We start from the raw sequence: 15,622 nt of genomic DNA on the forward strand, positions 1-15,622 counted from the left end.
AAAACCTTCAGGAGTGGGAATGGCTGGCCGGCACTGCCGACCGGGGCGCCACTCTAGGAAGGCGGGACGGGACGAAACAGCCTCAGTTTTGGCTGCTTTTAGGAGATCAGATGAGCACCATCTGCTCCCAGGCGACACCAGGGGCGGCCTGGGTCATCTGATATCGGATTTCTGCTTCGATCTGATTCTGTTTCTGCGCCGGGTGGCTCGCCATAGTGGCTACCCGGACGATTGCCGCCTCCGGCGGCCCGATGAGGATCCCCATGTACCGATACGACGACTACGATCGCGCCCTGGTCCGCGAACGCGTCGCGCAGTTCCGTGACCAGGTGGCGCGGCGGCTGAGCGGCGAGCTGAGCGAGGAAGAGTTCCTGCCCCTGCGCCTGCAGAACGGCCTGTACCTGCAGAAGCACGCCTACATGCTGCGGGTGGCCATCCCCTACGGCACGCTGTCGTCGGACCAACTGCGCACCCTGGCCCTCATCGCCCGGGAGTACGACCGGGGCTACGGCCACTTCACCACCCGGCAGAACATCCAGTTCAACTGGATCGACCTGGAGCGGGTGCCGGACATCCTCGAACGCCTCGCCGATGTCGACATGCACGCCATCCAGACCTCCGGCAACTGCGTGCGCAACATCACCACCGAGGCCTTCGCCGGGGTGGCCGCCGACGAGCTGCTGGACCCGCGCCCGCTGGCCGAGATCCTCCGCCAGTGGTCCACGGTGAACCCGGAATTCCTCTTCCTGCCACGCAAGTTCAAGATCGCCCTCTGCGCCGCCGAGGAGGACCGCGCGGCCGTGCAGATGCACGACATCGGCCTCTACCTGTACCGCGACGGGGACGGCGAGATGCGCCTCAAGGTGCTGGTGGGCGGCGGGCTCGGGCGTACGCCGATCCTCGCCCAGGTGATCCGCGAGGGGCTGCACTGGCGCCACCTGCTGTCCTATGTCGAGGCGGTGCTGCGGGTCTACAACCGCCACGGCCGCCGCGACAACAAGTACAAGGCGCGCATCAAGATCCTGGTCAAGGCCCTGGGCATCGAGGCCTTCGCCCGCGAGGTGGAGGCCGAATGGGAGCACCTGCGCGACGGCCCGGCCCAGCTGACCGAGGCGGAGTATGCCCGCGTGGCGGCCTCCTTCACCACGCCGGCCTACGCCACCCTCGACGCCGCCGACCTGGAACATGGCCGGCGCCTGGCCGAGGACCCGGCCTTCGCCCGCTGGTGCGCCCGCAACCTGCAACCGCACAAGGTGCCCGGCTACGCGTCGGTGGTGATCTCCACCAAGCCCGGTCCCGAGGCCCCGCCGGGTGACGTGACCGCCGCGCAGATGGAGGCGGTGGCGGACTGGGCCGAGCGCTTCGGCTTCGGCGAGATCCGCATTGCCCACGAGCAGAACCTGGTGCTGCCGGACGTGCCCAAGCGCGACCTGCACGCCCTCTGGCTGGCCGCCTGCGAGGCGGGCCTGGCGACCCCCAACGTCGGCCTGCTGACCGACATCATCGCCTGCCCCGGCGGCGACTACTGCGCCCTGGCCAATGCCAAGTCGATCCCCATCGCCCAGGCGATCCAGGCGCGCTTCCGCGACCCGGCGCGGCTGGAGGCCCTCGGCGAGCTGAGCCTGAACATCTCCGGCTGCATGAATGCCTGCGGCCACCACCACATCGGCAACATCGGCATCCTCGGCGTCGACAAGGGCGGCAGCGAGTGGTACCAGGTCACCCTCGGCGGCGCCCAGGGCATGTCGGCGGCCCTGGGGCGGGTGATCGGCCCGTCCTTCAGTGCGGCCGAAGTGCCCCAGGTGATCGAGCACATCGCCGACACCTACCTGGCGCACCGCGAGGGCGACGAGCGCTTCGTCGACACCCTCGGCCGCATCGGCCTGGAGCCGTTCAAGGCACGGGTCTACACCCGTGAGGAGGAACCGGCATGAACAACCTGATCCGCCTGCGCCAGGGCGTGCCCGGCCTGGTCGAGGACGACCTCTGGACCCTGGTGCGCCCGGACGAGGCGCTGCCGGACGGCGGGCCGCTGATCCTGCCGCTGGCGCTCTGGCAAGCCCGGCAGGACGCCGCCGTGCTGGCGGGCGAGCGCGTCAGCGAGGATGCGCTGCTGTTGCAGCCGGACGACGACGTGGAGTCCCTGCGGGACTGCCTCTACAGCCTGCCGCTGATCGCCGTGGACTTCCCCAGCTTTCGCGATGGCCGGGGCTACAGCCAGGCCTACCTGCTGCGCAGCCGGCTCGGCTGGGCCGGTGAGTTGCGCGCCGTGGGGGACGTGCTGCGGGACCAGTTGGCGCACATGCGCCAGTGCGGCTTCGACGCCTTTGCGGTGCGTGCTGACAAGTCCGCCGAGGACGCCCTCAAGGGGCTGGCCGGGCTCAGCGTGCTCTACGGCCGCTCGGTGATCGAGCCGCGCCCGCTGTTCCGGCGCCGCGAGGCCGATGTCACGATTGGTAAAAATTGACGGCTCGGGGGAAGGCCGCGTTCTGTCCTACGATGCACGTCCGTTTTTTCTGATCGGACCCCAATGGACAGCGACAGTACCCGGCCTCCCCCGGCCCCCTCCCTCTCCGGCGCCTCGCGCCTTCCCGTTCCCCGGCTCCCTGCCGTGAATCCCTTCGGCCTCCCGTTCCGCGCCCCTTCGGCGTGCCGGATGGCGGCTGCCCGTTGTTGCGGCGAGGAGGGCTGACATGGAGTGGATCGCCGACCCCACGGCCTGGCTGGGCCTCCTCACCCTGGTGGTGCTGGAAATTGTGCTGGGCATCGACAACCTGGTGTTCATCGCCATCCTCGCGGACAAGCTGCCGCCCCACCAACGTGACCGCGCGCGCCTGATCGGCCTGTCGCTGGCGCTGCTGATGCGCCTGGGCCTGCTGGCCAGCATCTCCTGGCTGGTGACGCTGACCGAGCCGCTGTTCGAGGTCTTCGGCCACGCCTTCTCGGGCCGTGACCTGATCATGCTGTTCGGCGGTGTGTTCCTGCTGTTCAAGGCCACCATGGAGCTGCACGAGCGCATCGAGGGCCATGCCCAGCCGAGCACCGGCAGCCGCACCTATGCCCTGTTCTGGCCGGTGGTGGCGCAGATCGTGGTGCTGGACGCGGTGTTCTCCCTGGACGCGGTGATCACCGCCGTCGGCATGGTGGAGCACCTGGAAGTGATGATGATCGCGGTGGTGATCTCCATCGGCCTGATGATCGTCGCCAGCAAGCCGCTGACCGCCTTCGTCAACGCCCACCCCACGGTGATCATGCTGTGCCTGGGCTTCCTGATGATGATCGGCTTCAGCCTCACCGCCGAAGGCCTGGGCTTCCACATTCCCAAGGGCTACCTGTACGCGGCCATCGGCTTCTCGATCCTCATCGAGCTGGCCAACCAGACGGTGCGCTGGCGCCGTCGCCGCCGCCAGGAGGAGGCCGGCGGCCTGCGCGAGCGGACCGCCCACGCGGTGCTGCGCCTGCTGGGTGGCCGTGGCGTGGAGGCCGACGAGGTGGGCGAGGAGATCGCCGACCTGGTGAAGGACAACGGTCGCGGCCAGGTGCCCTTCGATCGCCGCGAGCGGGTGATGATCAGCGGCGTGCTCGGTCTGGCCGAGCGCCCCATCCGCACCCTGATGACCAACCGCGTGGAGGTGGAGCGCATCGACCTGGCCGACAGCCGCGAGACGGTGTACGACGCGCTGTTGCGCTCGCCCTATTCGCGCCTGGTGGTGGTCCGTGACGCCGACGTGGACGAGCCCCTGGGCTACGTGCACAAGAAGGAACTGCTGCGCGCGCTGCTGCAGGGCCAGGCGCCGGAGATCGAGCCCTTGCTGCGCATCCCGCCCAACCTGCCGGAGAGCGCCTCGGTGCTCAGTGCCCTGGAGGAGATGCGCAAGGCCTCGACCCACGTGGCCTTCGTGGTCAACGAATTCGGCGGCTTCGAGGGCCTGCTGACCATGACCGACATCCTCGAATCCATCGCCGGCGAACTGCCGGACGCCAGCGAGGTGGACGGCCTGGATATCGAGCCCGTGGACACGGGCTGGAAGGTCAGCGGCGCGGTGAACCTGAGTCTGCTGAACGAGCGCCTGGGCTTCCCGCCCCGTGCCCAGGAGGGCTACCAGACGGTCGCCGGCCTGGCCATGAGCCTGCTGGACCGCCTGCCGGTGGTGGGCGACGCGCTGGAGGTGGAAGGCTGGCGCCTGCAGGTGATCGAGGTGAAGGAGCGTCGGGTCAACCGGCTGCTGCTGGAGCCGCCGCCCGGTCACCCGCGGCGTTCAGGCTGAGCCTGCCCCGTGAAGAACGGCGCCCTCGGGCGCCGTTCTTTCATTCACCTGCCGCTCAGGGCTGCTGTTTCTGCTGGGCCTTGAGCAGGTCGCGGATCTCGCTGAGCAGCTCCTGGTCCTTGGTGGGGGCCGGCGGTACTTCGGGGGCGGCGGCTTCCTCGCGCTTGAGCTTGTTGATCACCTTGACCCCCATGAAGATGGCGAAGGCCACGATTACGAAGTCGAGCACCGTCTGGATGAACTTGCCATAGGCCAGGACCACGGCCGGGGCGTTGCCCTCGGCGGCCTTGAGGGTGATGGCCAGGTCGGAGAAGTCCACGCCCCCGACCAGCATCCCCACCGGCGGCATGACCACGTCGCCGACGAAGGAGGACACGATCTTGCCGAATGCAGCGCCGATGATGATGCCCACGGCCATGTCGACCACGTTGCCCTTGACCGCGAAGGCCTTGAATTCCGACAGCAAGCTCATGCGATTTCCCCCGGGGATTGGACTGATGGGCTGAAAGTGTAACCGAGTGTTCTGACAGCGCCATCCTACCGGTGTTGCGGTTCGGTGTAGCGGTAGAGCCGGCAGAAGTCCTCGTGCACCTGGGGATCGGGGCGCTTCTGCACCCGCACGCCGGCTGCTGGGTAGCGCCCCAGCAGCACCTTCGGGCGCACCGGGCGCGGGTAGAAGCCGCCGCCGCAGTTGGGGCAGACGTTGTGCAGCCGCTCGACGCAGTCGGCGCAGAAGGTGCATTCGAAGGAGCAGATGCGGGCTTCGGTGCTGGCGGGCGGCAGGGCGCGGGCGCAGGCTTCGCAGGTGGGGCGCAGCTCGAGCATCGGGGGCTCTCCTGGGGGCGACCGCTCATCCTAGTGCGCCCGCCAGGCGGCGCCCAGTCACGAGCGTTCACTGTAACGCCGGTGAAACAGGTGGCTGTCCGGTCGCCCAGGCTGGTCTAGCCTCTAGCTGCTGCTTCGGTCTTGCAAGGAGCCTTGCCATGCCTCTCGAACACCACGCCCTGGAACGCGAATTCCCTGATGATCACGCCACGATGCACGAACTTCTCCAGCACAACGTGCACTTTGCCCGCCTGGCCGCCGAGTACCACCACCTCGACACGCGCATCTATGAAGTGGAGGACGGCCGGCATGCCCTGGATGACCTGCAACTGCACAGCCTGAAGATGAAGCGGGTTGCCCTGAAGGACGAGATCGCCCAGCTGCTCAGGGCCCATCAGGGCGGTTGACCGGCGTCAACGCGGTGCCCGGGGCGGCTGGCTAGGCTGGCCGCCTTTCCCCTTCGGAGCACTCGCCATGACGGCCTACGACACCCTTCCGAGCGCCACCCCCGAATCCGACCGCAAGGCCCAATACGAGGCGCGCCGAGCCGAGGAACGACGTGATCGCCTGCGCCAGCAGCTGGACCTGCTGGACAAGCGCATCGCCCGCGTCCAGGCCGGCACCGAGCCGCTGGACGGCTCCAGCCTGCAGGCCCTGCAGATGCGCCGCGAAGGCCTGGCCCAGGACCTGGCCCGCCTGCCACGCAAGGAAGGCTGCTGCGGCTGCGGGCGCGCCTGCAAGGGGTGATCCGCTATCATGCGGGCTTCGTTTTTCTGACGGAGTCCGCTGATGGCCAAGGCCAAGCGCATGTACGGCTGCACCGAGTGCGGCTCGACCTTCCCCAAATGGGCTGGCCAGTGTGCCGATTGCGGGGCCTGGAACACCCTGGTGGAAACCGTGGTGGAAGGGGCTGCCGCCTCGTCCTCCAGCGGGCGCGCCGGCTGGGCCGGCGGCCAGGCGCAGATCAAGACCCTGGCCGAGGTCAGCGTCGAGGAGATGCCGCGCTTCTCCACCGCTTCGGCCGAACTGGACCGGGTGCTCGGTGGCGGTCTGGTCGACGGTTCGGTGGTGCTGATCGGCGGTGACCCCGGCATCGGCAAGTCCACCATCCTCCTGCAGACCCTCTGCAACATCGCCACCCGCTTCCCCGCGCTCTACGTCACCGGTGAGGAATCCCAGCAGCAGGTCGCCATGCGCGCCCGTCGCCTCGGGCTGCCCGAGGACAAGCTCAAGGTGATGACCGAGACCTGCATCGAAAGCATCATCGCCACCGCGCGGGTGGAGAAGCCCAAGGTGATGGTGATCGACTCCATCCAGACCATCTTCACCGAGCAGTTGCAGTCCGCTCCCGGCGGCGTGGCCCAGGTGCGCGAGAGCGCCGCGCTGCTGGTGCGCTACGCCAAGCAGAGCGGCACGGCGATCTTCCTGGTCGGCCACGTGACCAAGGAGGGCGCCCTGGCAGGCCCCCGCGTGCTGGAGCACATGGTCGACACGGTGCTGTATTTCGAGGGCGAGTCCGACGGCCGACTGCGCCTGCTGAGGGCGGTGAAGAACCGCTTCGGCGCGGTGAACGAGCTGGGCGTGTTCGGCATGACCGATCGCGGCCTGAAGGAGGTTTCCAACCCCTCGGCGATCTTCCTCACCCGCGCCCAGGAAGCCGTGCCCGGCAGCGTGGTGATGGCCACCTGGGAAGGCTCGCGACCGATGCTGGTAGAGGTGCAGGCACTGGTGGACACCAGCCACCTGGCCAACCCGCGCCGGGTCACCCTGGGCCTGGACCCGAACCGCCTGGCGATGCTGCTGGCAGTGCTGCACCGCCACGGCGGCATCCCCACCCATGACCAGGATGTGTTCCTCAACGTGGTGGGCGGGGTGAAGGTGCTGGAGACGGCCTCCGACCTGGCGCTGATCGCCGCCATCATGTCGAGCCTGCGCAACCGGCCGCTGGAGCATGACCTGCTGGTGTTCGGCGAGGTGGGCCTGTCTGGCGAGGTGCGCCCGGTGCCCAGTGGGCAGGAGCGTCTGAAGGAGGCGGGCAAGCATGGCTTCAAGCGGGCCATCGTGCCCAAGGGGAACGCCCCGAAAGAGGCGCCCCCCGGCTTGCGGGTCATCGCAGTGACGCGCCTGGAGCAGGCGCTCGACGCGCTGTTCGAGTAGCGCTCAAGCCTCCACGAGGGCGGCGAGGTCGCGCTCCAGCAGCGTCTCGTCGCCCAGGTTCAGCTCCATCAGCCGGCGCAGGTGGGCGATGGAGTCCAGGTCGATGTGCTGGCAGACGAAGCCCAGCTGATCGTCGTGGATCCGGGTGAGGACCACGTCCATGCGCACCAGGGCATCCCGGGACAGGTGGATGACCGCCTGGAAGGGCTGGTCCCCGTCCCCGTTCCAATTATTCGGGCGGCTCAGCAGCAGGCCTTTCAGGGAGATGTCCTGCAGCTCGGCCTGCCATTGGCGCTCGCCCTGGATCAGTTCGGTCACGGCGTCGAACGCGACCCGGTGGAAGCGCCGTCGTTCGTGTTCTTTCTGGCTCATCGCTCAAGACTCCTGGGCAGTTTGGATCACTATAGACAAGGGCTAGATTACCCGCTCATCCCCGGCGACGACGCCAGGCCAGCAGCAGGCCGCCGGCCACCAGCAGTGCGCCGAGGCCATAGGCGGCATGGCGTCGGGACGGCGCCAGGGCGGTGATGGCGGCCCAGCGCTCTTCCCATTGGCGGGGTTTGGCCCGCTCGAAATCCGGATCTTCACACGTCTTGCCGAAGTTGCCGGCCCACTCCACGAACGGACCGTTCTCCACGTAGCGGCGGTAAATGCGCCGGGCGCTGTCCAGATCGCGGTACTCCAGCCAACCGCTGGCCTGACACAGTGCAGCGGCGAAGGCCTGGCTGGTGTGCGGCAGTCGGTCGGCGGCGCGTTCGGCCAGGTCCGCCGCCACCCAGCGGTAGTGGAAGCGGCGGTTGGGCTCGGCCAGTGCGCTGTTCTGGCGCCTGGCTTCGTCTTCGCTCAGCCAGCCGGCCGGGTCCTGTCGTTCCACCTGGAGCTGGTAGTAGTTGCCTTCGTAGACCTTGAAGTCCGGTGACATCTCGTAGCCCAGCAGCTCCATGCCGCGCCAGCGTGCCAGGACGGCGGCGGTGTAGTAGGCCTCGGCCTGGCCGATGTCGGTCCAGCGGCTCTCCGCCTCCCGGCGTGCCCGGGCGTACTCGCGGGCGATGGTGCGCAGCTCCTCGGTGGCGAAGTAGGCCGGTGCCTCGTCGTAGCGCCCTTCGCGCATCAGGCGACGGCCCAGCAGCTCCCGCAGCAGGGTGGCAATCGGGCGAGGCAGGTAGGCGTCGCCTTGGGCTTGGTCCTGCGGATTGGGCGCTGGCACCTTGGCGTCGACGAAGCCCTTCAGCTCATCTGCGGTGAGCACCCGTTCGGCGAGGGTGGCGGTGTCCTCCCAGTAGATCTCGCCGCTGCGGTAGAGCATGTCCAGGGCGTCCAGGTAGTCGCCGCGCTTAAGCGCGAGGACGGCGCGCTCGCCGTCGACCCGGCAGTGGGGCTTCACCGTTTCCAGGTAGCCGTCGTCGTCGCGCCGGTAGGCCCAGCTCTCGTTCTCGGGGAAGGCCTGGGAGGCCTTGGCATAGGCCTGGGTGGCCGTAGTGATGTCGCCGTCGTGCAGTGCCACCTTGGCGCGGATCCACCAGGCGAGGCCCGAGTCGCCGGCCTTTTCCAGCAGACGCCGGGCGGTGTCGTACTGGCCGCTCTGGTAGGCCAGGGTGGCGAGGCGGTCGGCATTGGGCAGGGCCGGTTCGTCCAGCGACAGCAACAGCTGGACGAGGGGCTTCTCGGCCTCGGTCTGGCCCTCGTAGTCCCAGCCGATTCGGGTCAGCAGGCGAATGGTCAGCAACTGCTGGACCTCCGGAACCTCCAGCAGCGGGCGCAACTGATCCACCGGCATCTGCGCCAGTTCGCTGGAGAGGAACTTGAGGGAACTGATGCCGACGCTGGAGTTCAGCGCCGCCTGGTTGGAATAGAAGCGGATGGCCTGGCCCCAGTCGCCGGCGTCCTTGGCCACGCGGGCCTCTTCCCCGAGGCTGGCGGCGGCCAGTTCCAGCGGGTCGGGGAAACCGTCCAGGACCAGTTGGCGGGTCAGCTGGAAGGCCTCGCGGGCGGCCTGGGCGTGGGCCTGCCGGCGCTGCTCGGCCTCGACATCGGTGGTCACGTCGTCGGAAGCGGGCAGGTCGCGGCTCATTTCCGCCTGTGCGCGCCCCAGGGAATAGGCCGCCCAGGTGCTGCGGGCCCGGCGTTGGTCGGCGGGCAGGGCGAGCAGGCGGCGGAAGTAGCCGCTGGCCTCTTCCCCGTCCCGGCGGAAGGCCACGGCGCCGGCGATGTAGAGACGCTGCTCTTCTGGCAGGTCGCCGGCCTGGGCTTCCACCTGGGCGGGGTCATCCAGGGCACGCAACTGCTCGACGCGCTGGGCCACGTCGCGTCCCAGTTCGTCCCGCTCCACCCACTCCCGCTGGCGCACGTAGTTCTCGTTGTCCGCCTCCCAATAGATCACCAGGGTGGCCTGGCTCACCGGTTTGAGCCCGGCGATGGGCGGGGCCAGGTGGGTGGCTTCGAAGACGAAGTTGTTCTCCGGCATCTCGGTCAGGGTGCGGGCGCGGTTGTCCAGCAGGGTCAGGCTGAAGTCGGGCCCGCAGGCCAGGGCCTGGTTGGCCAGCGGCAGGGCCAGGGCGATGGCCAGGGCCAGGCGGGCGAGGGGCCGATCAGGGTTGTGCATGGAGTCCTCCTTGAGCAGGTGCATGGCAGCGGGCCCAGCCCAGCGCTCGGCGCTGGCCCGCTTGCAGGTAGAGGGTGGGGCCGGCCTCGCGTTCCAGGCGCAGGCCGGCGTCGTCCGTGACGAGGCGATAGCCCGGCAGGGCGTCATGGGCGAAGCAGTCATGGGCGGCCAGTTGCAGGCGAGCGGGCAGCGCTGCCGGGGCATTGCCGAGGTTGGCCAGGGTCAGTTCGTTGAGCTGGGGGTCGTTGTCCGGGCGTCGCACGTCCAGGCGCAGGTCGGCCGCCAGTGCTTCGCCCCGGGCCACCGCCATCAGCGTCGCCAGCGGCCAGGCGCGGCGATCCCCGGGCAGGGGCAGGCGGAACCAGATCAGGCCCGCCAGGTGTGTGGGCGGGTCGCGGCGCAACTGGGCGACGAGCCCGGCGACCTGCTGGGGATCGGCCATCCATTCCTGGCGCGCCCCGGCGATGGGCAGCGGTGCTTCGCTCTCCACCTGAACGCCTTCGTCGGAGCGGATCAGGCCGGCGCCGTAGGCGGGCAGGGCGAGGAGGAAGGGCGTGGGGCTGACGGCATCCCAGCGGCGCGCCCATTCCAGGGCCTGGCGCTCGTCGAACAGGCCCTTTTCCGGCGCGCTGACACCGTGCACCTGGAGGACGCTGCCGTCGACCTGGGCGAGCACGTCCGGCAGGCGGGGGCTCGACAGCCAGGCGGGCAGGGCGGTGATGCCGAGCTGCATGCCGGTGGGCAAGCTGGCGCGCAGCTCACTGAGGAAGCGGGCGTAGTCCGCCAGGCGCGCGCTGGCGCAGTCGTGGTCGATTTCCACGGCCACCGGGGTGAGCCCGGTGCGTTGCCAGTCCGCCAGCAGGCTGCCGATCTCGTCCCGTGCGCGCTGGCTGTCCAGTTGCGGCAACTGGCCGTCCAGGCGCACCACGGCGACCCAGGGGCGGCCGTCCTGGCGCAGCAGGTCGGTGTCGATGCGGGCCCGCGACCAGCCGGCGCCCGGGTGGGCCTGGAGTGCCAGTACGCGCAGGGTGGAGAAGATGGCGTGGCTGGCGCGCAGGGCCTCGGCGTGAGCCGGGGTCCATTGGCGTTGCCAGACGTAGAGCTGCTGGTCGAGCGGCGGCGAGTGCCCGTCCCGGCAGGCGGCCAGCATCAGCAAGGCTGCGAAGAGTGCCGCGATCCTGCGGCGGAGGGGGCCGGTCATGGACGGTCATCGATGGGGCAGGCGGGCCTGCTGGCCCGGTCGCGGCGGATTAGACTCCCAATCCCCAGCGCCGGCAAGGGGCGCCCGCCAACCCGTTCACATCCCCGGCGACCGCTCGCCGGATGGTTGGCCGTTCGGTTTGACAGCCGCTTTCCTGTCACCAAAGCTGCATGAGCTATTCACCTTCTGATTACCTGTGGAGTGCAGCTAATGGACAACCGACTGCTGGTCAAAGGTCTGATTGCGGGATTGCTCTGTGTTGGCAGCGTGGCGGCTCATGCCGATGCTGCCGGCGGCAACGGATGCGGCTGGGGCAACATGCTCTTCGAAGGGCAGCGCGGCATGGCCCCCCACTTCCTCGCCACCACCACCAACGGCACCTCGGGCAACGCCACCTTCGGCATGACCTCCGGGACCAACGGGTGCGACACCAGCGTCAAGCTGGGCTACGGCGGCCGCTCGATGCTGGCCATGAACGGCATGCTCGACAACATCGCCGAGGACATGGCCCAGGGCCAGGGCGAGGCGCTGGATGCCTACGCAACCCTGCTGGGCGTGGAGAAGGCCGACCGTGCCCACTTCGCCAAGATCACCCAGGAGAACTTCGCGCAGATCTTCTCCGCCCCCGACGTGACCGGCGAGCAGGTGCTGGCCAACACCCTCGACGTGATGAGCCGCGACCAGCAGCTGGCGCGCTACGCCAAGCAACCGGCCTGATCGGCAGGTGCAACGAAGAAGCCGGGCGATGCCCGGCTTTTTCATGCCTGCGGGATACGTGAGGGGGCATGCGCGGCGCGTGCCGGCGTGACGGGCGGCGTTTCGGGTGTCCTCAGACCCTTCCTGCGATTTTCTGCGTGAGGAAGGAAATTCAGCGAAGGTGTCTTCCGGCGCGGTTGTCGGAAGGCTCTAGACCAATGTCTAGACCTCAATCGGGAAGGATGGGGCTAAGCTTGTGCGGCAGCTCGTCTGTCCATCCATTGGGAGTCTCCTATGAACAATAACAACAGCGTCGCGCGCCACCTGCCCTGGGCAGTGCTGGCCGTCATCGGCGCCAGTGCCTTGGGCGTGGTCGCGTTGCGCCGCGGCGAGGCCATCAACGCCTTGTGGATCGTGGTGGCAGCCGTGGCGCTCTACCTGATCGCCTACCGCTACTACAGCCTGTTCATCGCCAGCAAGGTGATGCAGCTCGATCCGACCCGCGCCACCCCGGCGCTGATCAACAACGACGGCCTGGACTACGTCCCGACCAACAAGCACATCCTCTTCGGCCACCACTTCGCCGCCATCGCCGGCGCCGGCCCGCTGGTGGGCCCGGTGCTCGCCGCACAGATGGGCTACCTGCCCGGCACGCTCTGGCTGATCGCCGGGGTGGTGCTGGCCGGTGCGGTGCAGGACTTCATGGTCCTGTTCATCTCCACCCGCCGCAACGGCCGCTCCCTGGGTGAGCTGGTGCGCGAGGAAATGGGCCAGGTGCCCGGCACCATCGCGCTGTTCGGCGCCTTCCTGATCATGATCATCATCCTCGCGGTGCTCTCGCTGATCGTGGTGAAGGCCCTGGCCGAGAGCCCCTGGGGCATGTTCACGGTGATGGCGACCATCCCCATCGCGGTGTTCATGGGCGTGTACATGCGCTACATCCGCCCGGGCCGCATCGGTGAGATCTCGCTGATCGGCGTGGTCCTGCTGCTGGCCTCCATCTGGCTGGGCGGCCAGGTCGCCGCGGACCCGGTCTGGGGGCCGGCGTTCACCTTCACCGGCATCCAGATCACCTGGATGCTGATCGGCTATGGCTTCGTCGCCGCCGTGCTGCCGGTGTGGCTGATCCTCGCCCCGCGCGACTACCTGTCCACCTTCCTCAAGATCGGCACCATCATCGCCCTGGCCATCGGCATCTTGGTGACCATGCCGATGCTGAAGATGCCGGCCCTGACCCAGTTCATCGACGGCACCGGCCCGGTGTGGAAGGGCAACCTGTTCCCCTTCCTGTTCATCACCATCGCCTGTGGTGCGGTGTCCGGCTTCCACGCGCTGATCAGCTCCGGCACCACGCCCAAGCTGCTGGCCAGCGAGACCCACGCCCGCTACATCGGCTACGGCGGCATGCTGATGGAGTCCTTCGTCGCCATCATGGCCATGGTCGCCGCCTCGGTGATCGAGCCGGGCGTGTACTTCGCCATGAACAGCCCGCCGGCCGTGGTCGGCACCGACGTCGCCGCCGTGGCGGCCACCGTCAGCAGCTGGGGCTTCACCATCACCCCCGAGCAGCTGGAAGCCACCGCCCGTGACATCGGCGAGCACACCATCCTGGCCCGTGCCGGTGGTGCGCCGACCCTGGCCGTGGGCATCGCGCAGATCCTCCACCAGGTGCTGCCGGGCGAGAACACCATGGCGTTCTGGTACCACTTCGCGATCCTCTTCGAGGCGCTGTTCATCCTCACCGCCGTGGACGCCGGCACCCGTGCCGGGCGCTTCATGCTGCAGGACCTGCTGGGCAACTTCGTCCCGGCGCTGAAGAAGACCGACTCCTGGTTCGCCAACGTGCTCGCCACCGCCGGTTGCGTGGCCCTCTGGGGCTGGCTGCTGTACCAGGGCGTGATCGACCCGCTGGGCGGCATCAACACCCTGTGGCCGCTGTTCGGCATCTCCAACCAGATGCTGGCCGGCATCGCCCTGATGCTGGGCTGCGTGGTGCTGATCAAGATGAAGCGCCAGCGCTACGTGTGGGTGACGCTGATCCCGGCCACCTGGCTGCTGATCTGCACCACCACCGCCGGCCTGATCAAGCTGCTGGACCCAAACCCCGCCGTCGGCTTCCTGGCCCTGGCCAAGAAGTACAGCGACGCCGCCGCCGGCGGCCAGGTGCTGGCACCGGCCAAGGACATGGCGCAGATGCAGCACGTCATCTTCAACGCCTACACCAACGCCACCCTGACCGTGCTGTTCCTGTTCGTGGTGCTCAGCGTGCTGTTCTATGCCTTCAAGGTCGGCCGTGCCGCCTGGAGCAAGCCCGAGCGCAGCGACAAGGAAACGCCGTTCCAGCCGATCCCGGACGCCTGAGGAGTGAACGCGCATGTTCAATGACCTGAGTCGCATGGGTAAGTACCTCGGGCAGGCCGCCCGGATGCTGGTGGGCATGCCCGACTACGACACCTACGTCGAGCACATGCGCAACAAGCACCCGGACCAGCCGGTGATGAGCTACGAGGCGTTCTTCCGGGAGCGCCAGGAAGCCCGTTACGGGGGCGGGAAAGGGCGGCCCATCCGCTGTTGCTGAAACCTGCCCCGCCAGGCTGCTGCGCTTGGCATCTTGGAGGCGGGCAGTGCTCGGAATCCTCATGTACTGGAGTACATTGCGGTTCCTGCGCGCTGGTCGCCACCAACCTGCCTGCGCTCGCGACGCCTGGCGAGACAGGTTGATAGTTACCCACGCGCCACGACTCGTCGTGGCGCTGTTCTTTCTGCTCCGCGCACCGCCGAAACACCCATGGCCTGCCTTCCGCGCAGGTCACCGCCACATTGAGGAATGCCCTGATGTCCGCACACCTCCCCATCCCCGTCACCGTGCTCACCGGCTTTCTCGGTGCCGGCAAGACCACGCTCCTGAAGCACATCCTCAAGGCCGAGCACGGCCTGAAGATCGCGGTGATCGAGAACGAATTCAGCGAGACGCCCATCGATGGCCAGCTGCTGGGCGACGAGCCCGTGCAGGTCATGACCCTGGCCAACGGCTGCGTCTGCTGCTCCATCCACGTCGAGCTGGAAAAGGCCCTGTTCCTCCTGCTGGAGCGCCTGGATGCCGGCGAACTGGCCTTCGACCGCCTGGTGATCGAGTGCACCGGCCTGGCCGACCCGGCGCCCGTGGCGCAGACCTTCTTCGCCGATGAAGCCCTCTGCGAGCGCTACGTGCTGGACGGCATCATCACCCTGGTGGACGCCGTGAATGCCGAGCGCCACCTGGCCGAACCCATCGCCCAGGCCCAGGTGGGGTTCGCCGACCGCATCCTGGTGAGCAAACGCGACCTGGTGGACGAGGCGCACTTCGACGCCCTCAGCCAGCGTCTCTCGCGGATCAACCGCCGGGCGCCGGTGCGCGTCGTCGATCACGGTCGCATCGACCTGGCCGAACTGCTGGACGTGCGCGGCTTCAACCTCAACGCCGACATCGGCCCCGTGCTGACCTTGCGCCCCGTGCGCCCGGCCGCCACCCCGGACCGCATCGGCACCCTGGTGCTCAAGAGCGACAGGCCGCTGGACATGGAGCGCCTCAGCGCCTTCATGGAAGGCCTGCTGGAGCGCCACGGCAACGCCCTGCTGCGCTACAAGGGCGTGCTCGCAGTGGCCGGCGAAGCCCGTCGCCTGGTGTTCCAGGGCGTACTGCGCCTGTACGGCTTCGACTGGGACCGCGAATGGGAGGCGGACGAGCCGCGCGAGAGCGTGATGGTCTTCATCGGTGACAACCTCCCGGAAGACGAGATCCGCGCCGGATTCGAAGCCGCCGCCCACTGAGCGTCATCGGTGATTGGAATGCCGCTTGAAAGTAAATAGAATCACTCGCATTTGATTCTTTTC

At 68.4% G+C, this 15,622-nt stretch carries 16 protein-coding genes; 10 read left to right on the forward strand and 6 right to left on the reverse strand.

All coding sequences use genetic code 11. The annotated features are described in order from the left end of the window. Positions 1–106: 106 nt before the first annotated feature. Entirely contained in the window at positions 107–265 is a 159-nt protein-coding gene (locus tag PotMrB4_RS05130) for a hypothetical protein (RefSeq protein WP_160158605.1), read from the reverse strand. Here PotMrB4_RS05130 and PotMrB4_RS05135 point away from each other — a divergent pair. The 3 genes from PotMrB4_RS05135 (at position 264) to PotMrB4_RS05145 (ending at position 4,268) form a co-directional block, all read left to right on the forward strand. Next, positions 264–1,934, forward strand: coding sequence for a nitrite/sulfite reductase (locus PotMrB4_RS05135; protein WP_172432692.1), 1,671 nt, complete (start codon positions 264–266; stop codon positions 1,932–1,934). The genes PotMrB4_RS05130 and PotMrB4_RS05135 overlap by 2 nt on opposite strands. Then, entirely contained in the window at positions 1,931–2,467 is a 537-nt protein-coding gene (locus PotMrB4_RS05140) for a DUF934 domain-containing protein (protein ID WP_172432693.1), read from the forward strand. The genes PotMrB4_RS05135 and PotMrB4_RS05140 overlap by 4 nt, the downstream gene beginning before the upstream one ends. A gap of 226 nt (positions 2,468–2,693) precedes the next feature. Further along, positions 2,694–4,268: a TerC family protein gene (locus PotMrB4_RS05145; RefSeq protein ID WP_074972940.1), complete on the forward strand. Its 1,575-nt coding sequence runs from the start codon at positions 2,694–2,696 to the stop codon at positions 4,266–4,268. 55 nt (positions 4,269–4,323) lie between these two features. Here PotMrB4_RS05145 and mscL read toward each other — a convergent pair whose 3' ends face one another. Next, positions 4,324–4,740, reverse strand: a complete 417-nt coding sequence (gene mscL / locus PotMrB4_RS05150) for a large-conductance mechanosensitive channel protein MscL (protein ID WP_074972941.1) — start codon at positions 4,738–4,740, stop codon at positions 4,324–4,326. Positions 4,741–4,805: 65 nt separating this feature from the next. After that, entirely contained in the window at positions 4,806–5,093 is a 288-nt protein-coding gene (locus tag PotMrB4_RS05155) for a DUF1272 domain-containing protein (RefSeq protein ID WP_074972942.1), read from the reverse strand. A gap of 158 nt (positions 5,094–5,251) precedes the next feature. Between PotMrB4_RS05155 and PotMrB4_RS05160 the strand changes: the two genes are divergently transcribed. The 3 genes from PotMrB4_RS05160 (at position 5,252) to radA (ending at position 7,250) form a co-directional block, all read left to right on the forward strand. Further along, positions 5,252–5,500, forward strand: coding sequence for a YdcH family protein (locus PotMrB4_RS05160; protein WP_044410511.1), 249 nt, complete (start codon positions 5,252–5,254; stop codon positions 5,498–5,500). 67 nt (positions 5,501–5,567) lie between these two features. Further along, a complete protein-coding gene (locus tag PotMrB4_RS05165) occupies positions 5,568–5,840 on the forward strand; it encodes a hypothetical protein (RefSeq protein ID WP_044410508.1) in 273 nt (90 codons plus the stop codon). A gap of 42 nt (positions 5,841–5,882) precedes the next feature. Continuing rightward, positions 5,883–7,250 (forward strand): DNA repair protein RadA, encoded by a 1,368-nt coding sequence (gene radA / locus PotMrB4_RS05170; protein WP_044410504.1) that lies wholly within the window; start codon positions 5,883–5,885, stop codon positions 7,248–7,250. 3 nt (positions 7,251–7,253) lie between these two features. Here radA and PotMrB4_RS05175 read toward each other — a convergent pair whose 3' ends face one another. The 3 genes from PotMrB4_RS05175 to PotMrB4_RS05185 are packed head-to-tail and all read right to left on the reverse strand — an operon-like array spanning position 7,254 to position 11,053. After that, positions 7,254–7,622: a PilZ domain-containing protein gene (locus PotMrB4_RS05175; RefSeq protein WP_142012104.1), complete on the reverse strand. Its 369-nt coding sequence runs from the start codon at positions 7,620–7,622 to the stop codon at positions 7,254–7,256. Positions 7,623–7,677: 55 nt separating this feature from the next. Further along, on the reverse strand, positions 7,678–9,852 hold the full coding sequence (locus PotMrB4_RS05180) for a hypothetical protein (protein WP_172432694.1): 2,175 nt from the start codon (positions 9,850–9,852) through the stop codon (positions 7,678–7,680). Beyond that, positions 9,839–11,053, reverse strand: coding sequence for a DUF3142 domain-containing protein (locus PotMrB4_RS05185; RefSeq protein WP_172432695.1), 1,215 nt, complete (start codon positions 11,051–11,053; stop codon positions 9,839–9,841). The genes PotMrB4_RS05180 and PotMrB4_RS05185 overlap by 14 nt, the downstream gene beginning before the upstream one ends. 210 nt (positions 11,054–11,263) lie before the next feature. On the opposite strand from PotMrB4_RS05185, the gene PotMrB4_RS05190 reads away from it, so the two are divergent. The 4 genes from PotMrB4_RS05190 to yjiA all read left to right on the forward strand — a co-directional run bounded on the left by PotMrB4_RS05190 (position 11,264) and on the right by yjiA (position 15,559). Beyond that, complete coding sequence (locus tag PotMrB4_RS05190) at positions 11,264–11,770, forward strand: DUF3015 domain-containing protein (RefSeq protein WP_044410492.1); 507 nt, start codon at positions 11,264–11,266, stop codon at positions 11,768–11,770. A gap of 273 nt (positions 11,771–12,043) precedes the next feature. Beyond that, positions 12,044–14,110: a carbon starvation CstA family protein gene (locus PotMrB4_RS05195; protein ID WP_172432696.1), complete on the forward strand. Its 2,067-nt coding sequence runs from the start codon at positions 12,044–12,046 to the stop codon at positions 14,108–14,110. A gap of 13 nt (positions 14,111–14,123) precedes the next feature. Beyond that, positions 14,124–14,327, forward strand: coding sequence for a YbdD/YjiX family protein (locus tag PotMrB4_RS05200; protein ID WP_044410488.1), 204 nt, complete (start codon positions 14,124–14,126; stop codon positions 14,325–14,327). A gap of 257 nt (positions 14,328–14,584) precedes the next feature. Further along, complete coding sequence (yjiA, locus tag PotMrB4_RS05205; protein WP_172432697.1) at positions 14,585–15,559, forward strand: GTPase; 975 nt, start codon at positions 14,585–14,587, stop codon at positions 15,557–15,559. The last annotated feature ends 63 nt before the right edge of the window (positions 15,560–15,622 follow it).

The organism is Metapseudomonas otitidis, from assembly GCF_011397855.1.
Lineage (GTDB): Bacteria > Pseudomonadota > Gammaproteobacteria > Pseudomonadales > Pseudomonadaceae > Metapseudomonas > Metapseudomonas otitidis.

Coding starts and splice junctions, on each gene's coding strand:
- PotMrB4_RS05175 (WP_142012104.1), bottom strand. CDS start 7,622: ATGAGCCAGAAAGAACACGAACGACGGCGCTTCCACCGGGTCGCGTTC.
- PotMrB4_RS05135 (WP_172432692.1), top strand. CDS start 264: ATGTACCGATACGACGACTACGATCGCGCCCTGGTCCGCGAACGCGTC.
- PotMrB4_RS05195 (WP_172432696.1), top strand. CDS start 12,044: ATGAACAATAACAACAGCGTCGCGCGCCACCTGCCCTGGGCAGTGCTG.
- PotMrB4_RS05180 (WP_172432694.1), bottom strand. CDS start 9,852: ATGCACAACCCTGATCGGCCCCTCGCCCGCCTGGCCCTGGCCATCGCC.
- PotMrB4_RS05140 (WP_172432693.1), top strand. CDS start 1,931: ATGAACAACCTGATCCGCCTGCGCCAGGGCGTGCCCGGCCTGGTCGAG.
- radA (WP_044410504.1), top strand. CDS start 5,883: ATGGCCAAGGCCAAGCGCATGTACGGCTGCACCGAGTGCGGCTCGACC.
- PotMrB4_RS05200 (WP_044410488.1), top strand. CDS start 14,124: ATGTTCAATGACCTGAGTCGCATGGGTAAGTACCTCGGGCAGGCCGCC.
- mscL (WP_074972941.1), bottom strand. CDS start 4,740: ATGAGCTTGCTGTCGGAATTCAAGGCCTTCGCGGTCAAGGGCAACGTG.
- PotMrB4_RS05160 (WP_044410511.1), top strand. CDS start 5,252: ATGCCTCTCGAACACCACGCCCTGGAACGCGAATTCCCTGATGATCAC.
- PotMrB4_RS05165 (WP_044410508.1), top strand. CDS start 5,568: ATGACGGCCTACGACACCCTTCCGAGCGCCACCCCCGAATCCGACCGC.
- PotMrB4_RS05185 (WP_172432695.1), bottom strand. CDS start 11,053: ATGACCGGCCCCCTCCGCCGCAGGATCGCGGCACTCTTCGCAGCCTTG.
- PotMrB4_RS05190 (WP_044410492.1), top strand. CDS start 11,264: ATGGACAACCGACTGCTGGTCAAAGGTCTGATTGCGGGATTGCTCTGT.
- yjiA (WP_172432697.1), top strand. CDS start 14,585: ATGTCCGCACACCTCCCCATCCCCGTCACCGTGCTCACCGGCTTTCTC.
- PotMrB4_RS05145 (WP_074972940.1), top strand. CDS start 2,694: ATGGAGTGGATCGCCGACCCCACGGCCTGGCTGGGCCTCCTCACCCTG.
- PotMrB4_RS05155 (WP_074972942.1), bottom strand. CDS start 5,093: ATGCTCGAGCTGCGCCCCACCTGCGAAGCCTGCGCCCGCGCCCTGCCG.
- PotMrB4_RS05130 (WP_160158605.1), bottom strand. CDS start 265: ATGGGGATCCTCATCGGGCCGCCGGAGGCGGCAATCGTCCGGGTAGCC.